Origin of the sequence: Aulosira sp. FACHB-615 (assembly GCF_014698045.1) — a bacterium.
Classification (GTDB): Bacteria; Cyanobacteriota; Cyanobacteriia; order Cyanobacteriales; family Nostocaceae; genus Nostoc_B.
In genome coordinates this window covers 27,489-40,022 of sequence record NZ_JACJSE010000044.1, presented here as the reverse complement: position 1 = coordinate 40,022, position 12,534 = coordinate 27,489, and the positions used below count along the sequence as shown (strand labels likewise).

Below are 12,534 nucleotides of genomic sequence, written 5' to 3'. Positions count from 1 at the left end.
TGTTATACCGCAAGGTTAACGGGAGAGAACGTCACCATTGTCCAGGTGTGTAAAAGACCATTAAGACACTGCCTTTCAAACAAAGTACAGTATCAATCCTGATTTCTGGGAGGTGGCTCACTTTTTTCTTTCCTCAAGCTTATACTCCCGTTCCATCGCCCCTAATATCCTCGCCTGCAACCCTGACAAATACGGCTTCGCCTGTTTCCCCAACCCCTGCAACAGCCAATCCACAGCCGGGTCATGGTCTGCCACTTGATGCAATCGCCGCAATCGCATACATAACTGTTGCATTGATTTACAATCATCATCCAGCAGTTCTAAGGATTTCAGGTGTTCAATTTTGACTGTGTATTCCCCGTCCCAAGTTTGAACAGTGCAACTGTAATCGCCAACATGAATTATTACACCCCAGCATCCGCCCTTACCTCGTAAATCTGGGTTGTCCTTTGGAACAAGTATGCAGATTTCGCCTTCGCGGTAGGGATTCGGTACTTTGGTGCGTTCTCGAATTTTATCTACAACACTTTGGACTATGCGGCCAGATGGGGTTTTTCCGCCAGCTTCTTGGACTGCTTGTTTCCATACTTTCTGCTGTTCTTGGGGTTCTAGATGAATCATCGGTCGCACTTGTCGTTCGTTAGTCGGCAAAATGTGATCCATTGGATCACATTTTTCTTTCAGGTTATCAAACACTACTGCCGCATCCATTAACAAATAAGGTTGTCGCCGGCTATACCCAAAGCGATCGCGGCAATACTCCTCAAATGTTTTGTGCGTCGAACGATAAAGCCGACGATCACGCAACTCCCTCAAAGCTTTCCCTGCTTCGTAAAATGCGTGTTCGACCTTACGTTCCAAGTTCAAGCGATCGCCTTGTTCATCTGCTGTTAACTCTTCTGAAGTAACGGCAGATGTTACCTCCACCGCCGTTACTTCAACAGCCTTCACCTCAATGGTTTCTAAATGCTGGTCATCCTGCTGTTGAATTTTAGGAGCAGGCTTTGGTTTGGCTGAAGCTTGGGCTGTGGTCTTTTTGCGAGAAGAAGAGTTGGTCATTGTTCCACTTCCAGGCTAAAGATGGTGGAACAAGTTTTTGGTTGTGTCATGATGAGAATAGTCTTTTATACAATTCCCCAACCCGTTCAAAAGGGCTGGGGTTTTTCATTGGCTGCTTCTATCTTTGCATTTGTTATTGGCCACGTCATTCATCGACCAAACTTACTACCCTGTTATCACTACTTGTTTGGTACTACCATAATCACTCACTATAGATGGGATATTTAATTAATCCCAGCCTTTTACACCTGAACAAACATGAACCCCATTATCAAAAAACCAGAGTTCCGCGCTCTCAAAAAGTCTGTTGCGCCACAGCCAGCCACCGAAAAACTTTCTCCAGTTGAGCTTGTCGTTGAAGATCCCATTGTTGAGCAGCCAGCACAAGAAGTCACTCACACAGTCGCCGAGGAGCTTTCGATCTATGCTCCGCTTTTTCAGTCTGTGGGTAACTCCGGGTGGCAGGTTTCGGAAATTTGGCGGGATTTGCGGGTTGATGGGTTTTGTGATTGATAATCTATCTTTAGATAGTTGCAATAATTAACGCATATATCATGTATTTCAGTAGTCTACTTTAGCTGACTACTGATTTGTTTTAGGTTTCTACTGAGGTTGGAGAAGTTTGTAGCACTGACATAACCTGATGGTAAGATAAAGTTTTTACCTTCTGGTTTTTAAATAAAAAACATCTAACTTTTGGCATATTTTTAATTAGGTATACACTAGATTTTTCTATCCAAAGGTAGATTGATTAATTGTTTACTTAAGAATTTTAAAAGTAAAAAATAATTAAACTTAACTTTAGTATTAAAATCAAGATTTTCGATTGTCAAACTTTGCCACATTTGAGAATATACTTAAAATAGTTAGAAATTGTCTGATGTTTTTTAAGTTTTCATTTATCTCTACATTATGTATATTGTCAGTTTCTCAATTATCTACAAGTAAGTTATATTATTATGTTTATCTTGCTCCAATTATTTTTTGCTAATTTATATTTTGTATTCAATGACAAAGACTAATTTATATTTTCAAAACCAGTATGTTATTAGAAAAGCCAAATCTTGCGATATCGGGTTGATTATATTTTTAATTTTCAAAGCTAGACTTGATCCTACTCAAATGAGGTGGCAGCAATTTTTAGTAATTGAATATCATGGACGTTTGATAGCATTTGGACAAATACGAAATTATTATATTGCACAAGAACTAGGTAGCTTATACGTAGCTCCAAATTTTAGAAATCAAGGTTTAGGAAGTTTTTTAGTTGAAAATTTAGTTAATGAAGCAATCCAACCTCTCTATTTAAAATGTGTCAAACGAGAATTAATAGAATTCTATATAAAATGTGGTTTTACACCCGTTCTTTTTGAAGAATTGCCATGCCCTCTTAAATTTAAGTTTCGCTTATCTCACTTCCGGAATAGATTTTTTAATGCTTCCGTAATATTTATGAAATATGCAAAAAACAAAGGCTGTTTGTAAAAAAATTAATTAGCTGCAAAAAATAAATATTTTAATAAGTTATTACATGACTCTAACTTGTAAAGAATTAAGCTCTTGTAAACTATGCTTTATCTTAAATACAATTTATTTTTTTTAAAAGTAATTATTACTTTAGGTTGTCTTATACTAAATGACCTAACTTGTTATTCTCAAATCATTCCAGACAGCACATTACCAAATAACACAAGTATAAAAATCAACAACAATACTATATTTATAGAAAATGGAACAAAATTAGGAGAAAATTTGTTTCATAGCTTTAAAGATTTTTCTGTTTCTAATAGGAGCCAAGCTTATTTTAACAATTCGCTAGATGTTAAGAATATTATAAGTCGAGTCACTGGTAGTTCTGTTTCTAATATTGATGGACTAATTCGTGCTAACGGTACAGCAAACATATTTTTAATCAATCCTAACGGAGTTATTTTTGGACAAAATGCCCAGCTAAATATTGGTGGTTCCTTTATTGGTAGTACTGCAAACAGTATCAAGTTTGCAGATGGCTTTGAGTTCACAGCTAATAAACACCAAGCTACACCAATACTGACCATAAGCTCACCTATCGGACTGCTATTTGGAAGTAACCCTAAAGCAATTAATGTCGAAGGAACAGGACACGATTTAACTGGTTCACGATTCTCCCCAGTATTGGGACGAAGTAGCTCAACAGGTTTACAAGTTCAGCCAACAAGGACAATAGCATTGGTTGGAGGGAATTTAATTTTAAATGGTGGCAAGATAATAGCTGAAGGCGGGAGGGTTGAACTAGGTAGTGTAGGAAATCACAGTTTGGTTAACTTGACACAAACATCCTCTGGTTGGAACTTGTCTTATGATAATACAGTTTCTTTTCAGGATATTCAACTTTTAAAACGCTCTCTAGTTGATACTAGTGGTATTATTAGCGGCTCTATATACTTACAAGGGCAAAACATCACACTTACTGATGGCTCTGTCATTTTAATTCAGAATCAAGGATCAATAGCAGGAGGAACAATTAACATACATGCTTCTAACTCTTTAGACATAAATGGTACTGATCCAATCGCTAGAATTGCTGGTAGTTTACGAAATGAGACTTTAGGACTCGGTAAAGCTGGAGATTCAACAATATCAACTCGAACGTTAATTCTTCGGGATGGAGGACAAATAAATTCCTTAACATTTAGTTCTGCCAACAGTGGTGATGTAGTCGTAAAGGCTTCTGATTCTGTGAATGTAGTTGGAGTTTCACCTCGCAATTCTGCTCTTTTTAGCCTTATTAGCTCTGGAACATTTAGTTCGGGAGATTCTGGCAACATTGTAATATCAGCACAACGACTAATTGCCACAGGTGGTGGTGCAATAGGAGCCTCGACCTTTGGATCTGGTAGAGGAGGAGATTTGACAATAAATGCAACTGACGTAATGGTTGAGGGTTATGCACCAGATACCTTTCAGCCAAGTGTTTTATCTGCTACAGCTTTCAATACTGGTAATGCGGGTAATTTAGAAATCAATACAGCGAGCTTGTTAGTTCAAGAAGGCGGTAGAACTGATTCTTCTACTTTTGCAAGCGGCGATAGTGGGAGCATTACTATCAATGCCTCCAAATCCATAAATATAGATGCAACACTTAATTCCTTAAATCCGTCGCTAGTGATTTCATCAGCCAAGGTTGAGTCTCAAGTCTTGCGAAATTTATTTAGGCTTCCTCCTGTTCCTTCAGGAAACTCAGGAAATATTATTATTAATACACCTGTTTTAAATGTTACTGGCAACGCTTTAATTACCGTCCGCAACGAAGGCATTGGCAATGCGGGAAACATCAATATCAATGCAAACAGAATCAACATTTCCAATGGTGGAGGTATCAGTGCCACCACCGCGATCGCCGAAGGTGGAAATATTGGCATTGAGTCAAAGCTCGTTCAACTAAATAATGGCAATATCTCTGCCACGGCTGGCCAACAAGGTACGAATGGCAACGGCGGCAACATCAGAATCAATGCTGATGTCATCGCTGGTTTCAATAACAGCCGCATCACAGCAGATGCTTTTCAGGGCAGAGGTGGCAATATTAGAATTAACACCCAAGGACTGTTTCTATCTCCTAACAGTCTGGTTACAGCATCTTCGCAACAAGGCATTGATGGTAATGTTGAAACAAATGTCTCCCGAACTCAATCACCCCTGGTTAATGCTCAACTAGAATTACCTAAATCAACCCCAGAAATAGCATCAGTTTGCCCAGGAAAGGCTGGTGCAGAAAATAGATTTGTCATAACTGGTAAAGGTGGTTTACCATCTAGCCCATTAGAATCTGCATATATAAATCCTACTTGGCAACCTAGAGTTTCAAACACTGCCTCAACTATCAATAATTTAGACGAACCAAAGTTATCAACTACCAAAATCATTCCCGCCCAAGGTTGGCAATTTAATAATGACGGCACAGTAACCTTAGTTGCCCAAGCTAACACAACAGTTAATACCGCTTTTTCTGAGCCAACCTGTCATACTAAAATTTCAGTAACTCAATGATTAAACTTCGTCGTTTATTTAAGTACCTATTAATAGGTGCGTTAGGGTTATTAATTAGTGTTAGCCAATCATTTGTAATATCAGGGTTTGCTGTGACTCCAGAAATGCAACAAAGTCAAGCACAATTCTTGATAAGTAAAGGTAATGAACAATTAGATTTAGGGCAAGCAACAGAAGCACTTGATAGTTTCAAGAAAGCAACTATAATTTATCAAAAACTAAAATCTCAGGAAGACATTATCGGAAGTTTAATTAATCAAAATATAGCTTTGCAAGCTCTAGGTATGTATCCTCGTGCTTGCAAGACACTTCTAGAAGCCATCAATTCTGTTACCCAAAGCTGGATTTGTGAACCACAACAGCCAAACGATTCTATTAATAATCGTTTTGACATAGTTGAACGCCTCAATTCCCAACCAATTTACTTGTTAGCATTGCATAATTTGGGGGATGTACTGCGTCAGTTGGGCAAACTATCAGAATCAAAAATAGTTTTACAAAAAATTTTAGAGTCTGCCCAGCAATCACCAATTTTTGATAATAATAATGTTTTGCTTTCTTTAGGGATTACAGAACAGGCTTACTATAACCAATTGAGAAATAAATATTCGGAAATAGAAGAGCCTGATTTTCAAGATAAGTTAAGTGATTTTCTTATAGATTCTGCCTTAAGCTCTCTCAAAATATTTCAACAAATAAATGTTAATAAAACAGCCAGCATTTCTTTAAAGTTACAATCACAATTAAACAGTGTAAAACTTTTAATAGATTTCTCACAATGGCTAAAAGTAGCAGTTAAATCAAAAAATCAACGGTTGGTAGAAACCCAAACTCAAATTCAGCCGCAACTTCAATCATTAATCAAGCTAATAATACAAAATATTGCATTATTTAATGAATTACCTGCCAATCAATCAATTCATTTTCAAATAAACTTCGCTAATAGTTTAGCTCAAATATCAGACGAGCAGTTACATACTACCGCTATTGAAGTTGCCCAATCAGCCTTTGAATTAGCTAAACATATAAATCACCAAAGAATGCAATCTTATAGTTTAGGAGTTTTAGGTAGATTAGAACCGAAAAAAGCTGAATATCTTTGGTTACAAGCTCTTAGTATTGCACAATCGATTCAAGATTTAGAACTCGCTTATCAATGGCAAAAAGAATTAGGTATTTTCTATAATAACTATAAGCAATATGAAAAAGCTCTTCATTTTTATGAAGCCACAATTAAAAGCTATCAACGAATTCGAGATGAACTAGGGACAATAAATGCAGATTTGCAATTTTCGCTTCAAGAGACTGTTGAACCTATATATCGAAATTATATGCGATTGTTGTTGAACGGTCAGTTTCCTAATTTAAGGTTAATTCAACAAACAGATGACCAACTTCAACTAACACAACTAGAAAATTTTCTTCAGTGCAGAAAGCTAGATTTAATCTCTTTAGATAAAGTTAAGATATCTAGTAATACTACATTAATTAAAATCATTAACCTTAATGATTTAGTATTAATTATTGTTCAATCTCCTAATCATTCCCTTCATCATTACGTTACTAGTTCAAAGCTGGTTCAATCTCATGTCAACAATCTGTTGTTGAGTCTACAAGACGAGAGATTAGCTGCTATTGAAAAAGACATTATCATTTCCGAATCTCAAGCCCTTTACCAGTTGCTGTTTGCACCTATCAAAAAATATTTGCCTTCATCAGGAACACTGGTATTTAGTTTGGACACTTCTTTTCAGAGTATACCTTTGGTATTGCTGCACGATGGACAGGATTATTTAATCAAGCACTATAGTATGGCAGTAACTCTAGGCTCAAAAATTCGACCTTTAAAAGCTTTGTCTAACCAAGAGCTAAAAGCTTTAATTGCCGGACTTTCTAAAGTTAGCCCAAGCTTCTATGCCCCAAATGCACCCGAAGGTTTGCAAGCCTTGCTAGAGGTGGAACAAGAAGTAGCTGAAATTAATCAAAAAACTAAATCTTCAACTAAGTTGCTGAATGAAAAGTTTACTAGCAAAAGATTACAGCAAGAACTGACAACAGCAAATTTCCCGATTGTTCACCTAACAACCCACGGTCAATTTAGTTCTGATCCTCAACGCACAGTCTTGTTAGCCTGGGACAAGCCTATCGATATTCAACAATTTAATGGTTGGCTAAAAACTCAACAAAATCAAGACCCGATTGAGTTATTGGTTCTCAGTGCTTGTCAAACGGCTAAAGGCAACAAAAGAGCAGCATTAGGGATTGCAGGTGTAGCGGCACAGGCCGGAGCCAGAAGTACAGTTGCGACCTTATGGCAAGTAGATGCTGTCTCCACTGTTCAACTGATGAGGGTTTTTTATCAAAGTTTAAAAAATGGCATTCCGAAAGCCGAAGCACTTAGACTTGCACAGTTAAGTTTGCTGAACGATCCCAAATATAATCACCCCTACTTTTGGTCAGGTTTTATACTAGTGGGCGGCTGGCTTTGAGTTTCTTTTAGCACTCTTAAGTGTTCCTTAGCAGTTTCTAACTCTCTAGCATTGCCACTACTTTGCGCTAATTCAATCGCTTTTTGGTATGCAGTTTCTGCTTCTTGTGGTAGCCATGCTTCCAAGTAGCGATCGCCTAATACTCGATAAAGAGTTGGGTTTTGACTACCGGCTGCTACTCTTTCATTCATAGTTTCGATTGTCTGGTGTAATAGACTCTTTTCCATATACACAGCATCTAGGTCGAGTAAAGCCGCTTCATCTGGTGATAAGCCCAGTTCTTTCACTTTTTTGATTTTTTCTAAAGTGTCCTGTGCGTCACTTTGTGAAAGCATATATACCACTGAGGGTATCGAACTAGTTGTTTGTTGTGGTTTTCTGGCAAGTACAGTAATTTTGTAAACGATGCCATACTGAAACTCTGCTTGGTCTTGTGGATACGGTAAGGTGGTGTTCTTCGTCTCTAACTGCCAATCAAGATTGTAGCCTGTGACATAAACTTTATAGCTGGTTGCTCCTTTTACTGGATACCAAGACAATACAGGTCTTTGGCGAAGTAATACACTGCCATAAGGACTCAGGATGATTGGCTCATTTCCAACTTCGCCAGGGCCTTTAAATTTTGGACAATCTTGTGGAGTTTGGAATGTACATCTTTTCTTGCTTCCTGGAGTTGCTTGCCTACACTTATCAGGTGCATCCGATATCGAACCACTTGCTAGTTGCATTATTCTCCCATTCAAAAAACATAAAACCTCAACTTTACCTCCAATTCTTTTGGGATTAATACGATCTCCTGGGCAAAGTAAACTGCCTTTGGGTAAATAGCGATCTCCCTCGTTGTAAATTCTCGCTATTGAATTAGTACAAGAATCCTTTGCCATTGGTTGAGGTTGACCCATTGCTACGGAACAATTTAGAGTCATCAATACTAATGAAACCATTGAAACTCTAGCCTTGACAAATTTTTGGGTGAGTAATCCCAGGAACATTAATTTTCTCGTTTAGCTACCTTCAACTGTTAGCTTACATGAACTCAAGAACAACTTTTATGTTTAAGGAGAAGACTTCGGTATGACTTTTCCTAAAGTACGATCTAAAAATTGTTGTCGCCATTGCTGAACCTCTGGCAAACTCGACTGAGCTAATAAACACGCCTCCCATGAAAGTCGTGCATCTTGAGCCGCATTATTTTTTTCTTGCACTTGTGCTAGTAAGCAATAAGTATCTGTTCTTGGGTATAATTGTCTTGAGTTTTCTAAATATTTTTTAGCTTGAACATAATTCTTTTGCTCTAATTCCGCCCAACCCCAAGTTTTATATAAAGCTGCTTGCAATTCAGTTTCTTGAGTTTTCTTTAATCCCTGTACAACTAAAGCAATCGCTTTATCATATTTCCCTTCTATAACTTGTAATCTTGCTAAATTACTAATTGCATATATCGCTTCTTCACTGCTTTCTATTGCTAACTGATATTGCTCAATAGCCAATTTATATTCACCGTTATTATCATAAAAACTTCCTAATCCATAGTGTCCTGTCCATGAATTAGGTTTCAGCTTAAATAATACTTGATAGTTCTTCTCTACACAATCAATATCATGTAGTTGCTGACATAATAATGCTAAGTTATTATAAGCTACATCATTTTTTGGATTATATTTAATCGCTAATTCATAATACTTTCTAGAGTCAGTTAAAGGAATATTTCTTCTATCTGCTTGTTCTAAATAATATTGCGAGATTGCTTGCCTTGTATTAGGTTTCAGTTTTACTGCTAATTGAAATTGATTCTCAGCTTCCGATAACCTGTTTTCTTTTTGAGCTTTCTTTCCTTGCTCTAAGTAATGATTTGCTACTAACGGTAATGATAGATAGCTTATACCCAACAAGCTTAATATAAATAAAATACTGGCACTAAGTTTAAATATTGGTGTTTTGACAATTCGATAGATTTTGGATTGGATCTCCAAATTATCTAATCTTTGCAATATAAATTTAGCTGCTGCCGGACGCTTCCCTGGGGCTGGAGCCATCATATCATCCAACAAGTCAGCTAAAGGTTTCTCAATTTGTGGGGCTTTATTTCTCCAGATCAACCTTGTTGTTTCTTGATCTGTTGGCAAGTTAGTTAATCCTATCCCTGTTACTAAGTATGCAAAAGTCCTTCCCAAGGCATAGAAATCTGATTGTGGCACTGCCTGACCGTTTATCTGCTCCAAAGGTGTGTATCCAGCACTGTAAAGTACGGTAATTTCATAATTTCCACCCAATCCTATATCGTTTCCACCCACTCCACTGACTTTCGCTAAATAAGTATTTGTTACTTCTCTTACTCCGCCAAAGTCAACTAGAACCAACTGTCCATTCGGTTGCAAAATTATGTTAGAAGGTTTAATATCTCGATGAAAATATCCTGTTCTATGCACTTCATCAATAATTTCTACTAGCTGCTTCAACCAACCTATTGCTAGTTCTTGAGAGATTTTCCCGTTTTCTTCTACCCATTCCTCTAAATTCTGCCCTTCAATGAACTGCATTACTAAACAATGCAGTTCAAGAGTGCTATTATTGGGGGTCACACTAATTACATCATCTACCACTCTAGGAATCCCTGGATGAGCAAATAATTGCAGGGTCAGCGTTTCTCGCTCCAGCAACTCAACTGCTTTAGGATCTGAAGACTTTAAAACTTTCATTACCTTGCGCTTACCATTCTCTTCCGCCTCAAAAATTTCCGTATTATGGCGAGAGTCTAAAGAGCACAATGGTTTCATTAGACGAAATCGTTCATCTATTAGTAATTCTGTTCCACAATTTAAACACTTTTGAACATCGTCTGGATTTTGGCGATGTTTACAACTAGGATTGATACAGTAAGCCACACATTTAACTTTCTTTTATTTTTGTATTATACTGATTAAATTATTGAAAATTTCCCTTGCTTCTGATGGCAATATGTATAAATATATTTCTTAATTACAGGCTGTATATATAACATTAACTCCTCTTGATTATTTAGTATTTGTTCAACTAAAAAGCGTTCAATCAAAGCATTGATAGCATCAATAAAATCAGATGTACTTACTCTTATTCCCTTTGTTTTTAACAAACTTAACAATTCGGTATTTGAAATTAAATCAATCTGTTTATTTTCCATTTCTTCAACTAACGAAATTACAATTTCTTTTTCTAAAATTGTTAGTCTCCCTATACCTTTAAAGTAATCGTCTAAGTTCTCTTTTATAATATCATCTAATAAAACTGTATTCAAAGCAAGAAAATCTTCTACACTATTATTAAAAAATAGTTTTATTTTACTTGCAACAATATTTAAAACTAAAGGGTTTCCATGATATATTTGTACTAATTCTCCCCATTTATGTTCATCTTTTAATCCTTTATCGCGCAAAATTTCAAATGCGTCTCTACGCAATCCTTCAATTTTCAGCACAACAGCAGATTGCCCCTTATTTTGTAAACGTGTAATATCAACAAATGGTTTTCTGCTAATTAATACTAAAGAACTTTGATGTTGTGCTTCTACAATTCTTCTAAAGAATGTTCCATACTCTATATATTCATCTCCATAAGGATTAGGACTTTTATTTCTATCTCCTTGTAGTAAAGCCTCTGCTGAATCTAAAATTATTAAATAAGGTTTTAATCTTAATCGCTCAATTAATAGCGTTATTTTGTCTTCACTACTTTTAGGGATATCAAAATTTTGATTTTCTAGTTCCGATATTAATTTAAGAAATTCAGTAACTAAACTAGACAAAGAGGGGCTGTAGCCAATAGATTTCCAAATAAAACCATTGAAATAACAATCTTGAATATCCAAAGCTTGAAGTAACTTAACTACTAATGCGCTCTTGCCAATTCCTGCTTCTCCTATAACTGCCACGCATTTTTCCCGAATGACTAACTCTTGCAGCATTGCTAATTCTGGACTTCTACCATAAAATTTAGCGACTTCCGGGGGATTACCTCCTAAAATATCTAAAAATTTAAAATCAGACTTAGTATTACTAAGCTTGTTATGGTTTTGTTGTTCTACAATCGCCTTAAGCTTCTTTTTTGTAACTTTTTCCCCATTTCCTAAAATTCCTGTCAATAATACCCACAAGCTTGGAGCTACACGACGCTGTAATATCTCAAATCCATAGGGGCTATTATCTGCTATCTCTTTGTACTCTAGGTCTAACCAAGCTGCCTTAATAACAATTTTTTCCGGTTCTTCTAGCCATCTTCCTTGCTTTGCATACACCAATTCATTTATAAATCTAATCGCTTCTTTAACTTCCATAACTTATCTCTATGTATTTGATTTCAAATAAAAGTTTGAACTTTTATTTAATAAACCTTAATTATTCTCCATTTGGAGACTGGTAGTATCTATTTTTCCTGGAATAAGACTTTCTTTACTTGGAATATCTTTGGAATATCTTATGTAGCATATAATACTCTGCGAATTGCCAATTCTTTCTTTTGATAAGCTTACTTAGCCAATATATGTAAAAATAATTGCTCATGTTAATTGTTTATTAATAAGTGTAACTTTTTGCAGCAACAACCTGTTTGATTAATCGTATTTGCCTGTAGATTTTTCTAGCCAGAATTGTTAATGTATCTCTATACTGCCAAGTTTAAGCCTAAAAGTTTGAACTTGAATAGGTGTATATGATACTATTCTTGATTAGTAGGATATCAAGCAATCAGCTATATGTAATCAAACCTAAGCACACAAGCAAAATCTGGAGGTGAGATAAAAATTAAAAAACAAAATGTAATAATTAGCTGTGCTTGATCAAAAAATCAAAAATATTCCTAGAGCGAAGAAATACTATTTTGTCGAGTTCTTTGACAGCCTCAAGAGTTTTTGCGTCAAGGGGTTTATGTATGAAAAATTCCAATAGATTTCTTGCTGAAGAGAGTTATAGCGATTTAATCAAAA

8 protein-coding genes are annotated in these 12,534 nt (G+C 36.1%); 4 read left to right on the top strand and 4 right to left on the bottom strand.

Features of this window, described 5'->3' with window-relative positions:
- Positions 1–117: 117 nt before the first annotated feature.
- The gene (locus H6G77_RS32335) at positions 118–1,059 is read right to left on the bottom strand and encodes a hypothetical protein (protein ID WP_190873780.1); all 942 of its coding nucleotides are present in this window, start codon (positions 1,057–1,059) and stop codon (positions 118–120) included.
- A gap of 258 nt (positions 1,060–1,317) precedes the next feature.
- On the opposite strand from H6G77_RS32335, the gene H6G77_RS32330 reads away from it, so the two are divergent.
- From H6G77_RS32330 to H6G77_RS32315, 4 genes are all read left to right on the top strand, one after another.
- Complete coding sequence (locus H6G77_RS32330) at positions 1,318–1,572, top strand: hypothetical protein (protein ID WP_190594729.1); 255 nt, start codon at positions 1,318–1,320, stop codon at positions 1,570–1,572.
- A gap of 495 nt (positions 1,573–2,067) precedes the next feature.
- The gene (locus H6G77_RS32325; protein WP_190594728.1) at positions 2,068–2,544 is read left to right on the top strand and encodes a GNAT family N-acetyltransferase; all 477 of its coding nucleotides are present in this window, start codon (positions 2,068–2,070) and stop codon (positions 2,542–2,544) included.
- Between the two features lie 84 nt (positions 2,545–2,628).
- Complete coding sequence (locus H6G77_RS32320; protein WP_190594727.1) at positions 2,629–5,088, top strand: filamentous hemagglutinin N-terminal domain-containing protein; 2,460 nt, start codon at positions 2,629–2,631, stop codon at positions 5,086–5,088.
- The gene (locus H6G77_RS32315) at positions 5,085–7,577 is read left to right on the top strand and encodes a CHAT domain-containing protein (protein ID WP_199331730.1); all 2,493 of its coding nucleotides are present in this window, start codon (positions 5,085–5,087) and stop codon (positions 7,575–7,577) included. The genes H6G77_RS32320 and H6G77_RS32315 overlap by 4 nt, the downstream gene beginning before the upstream one ends.
- Here H6G77_RS32315 and H6G77_RS32310 read toward each other — a convergent pair.
- The 3 genes from H6G77_RS32310 to H6G77_RS32300 form a co-directional block, all read right to left on the bottom strand.
- A complete protein-coding gene (locus H6G77_RS32310) occupies positions 7,535–8,569 on the bottom strand; it encodes a lipopolysaccharide assembly protein LapB (protein WP_206758066.1) in 1,035 nt (344 codons plus the stop codon). The genes H6G77_RS32315 and H6G77_RS32310 overlap by 43 nt on opposite strands.
- A gap of 63 nt (positions 8,570–8,632) precedes the next feature.
- Positions 8,633–10,462: a protein kinase domain-containing protein gene (locus H6G77_RS32305; protein WP_190594725.1), complete on the bottom strand. Its 1,830-nt coding sequence runs from the start codon at positions 10,460–10,462 to the stop codon at positions 8,633–8,635.
- A gap of 35 nt (positions 10,463–10,497) precedes the next feature.
- Positions 10,498–11,886: an ATP-binding protein gene (locus H6G77_RS32300; RefSeq protein ID WP_190594724.1), complete on the bottom strand. Its 1,389-nt coding sequence runs from the start codon at positions 11,884–11,886 to the stop codon at positions 10,498–10,500.
- Positions 11,887–12,534: the final 648 nt, after the last annotated feature.

Bases quoted from the DNA above. Each gene is read 5' to 3' on its own strand.
- H6G77_RS32310 (WP_206758066.1), bottom strand. From the start codon at position 8,569: ATGTTCCTGGGATTACTCACCCAAAAATTTGTCAAGGCTAGAGTTTCA.
- H6G77_RS32315 (WP_199331730.1), top strand. From the start codon at position 5,085: ATGATTAAACTTCGTCGTTTATTTAAGTACCTATTAATAGGTGCGTTA.
- H6G77_RS32300 (WP_190594724.1), bottom strand. From the start codon at position 11,886: ATGGAAGTTAAAGAAGCGATTAGATTTATAAATGAATTGGTGTATGCA.
- H6G77_RS32325 (WP_190594728.1), top strand. From the start codon at position 2,068: ATGACAAAGACTAATTTATATTTTCAAAACCAGTATGTTATTAGAAAA.
- H6G77_RS32335 (WP_190873780.1), bottom strand. From the start codon at position 1,059: ATGACCAACTCTTCTTCTCGCAAAAAGACCACAGCCCAAGCTTCAGCC.
- H6G77_RS32320 (WP_190594727.1), top strand. From the start codon at position 2,629: ATGCTTTATCTTAAATACAATTTATTTTTTTTAAAAGTAATTATTACT.
- H6G77_RS32330 (WP_190594729.1), top strand. From the start codon at position 1,318: ATGAACCCCATTATCAAAAAACCAGAGTTCCGCGCTCTCAAAAAGTCT.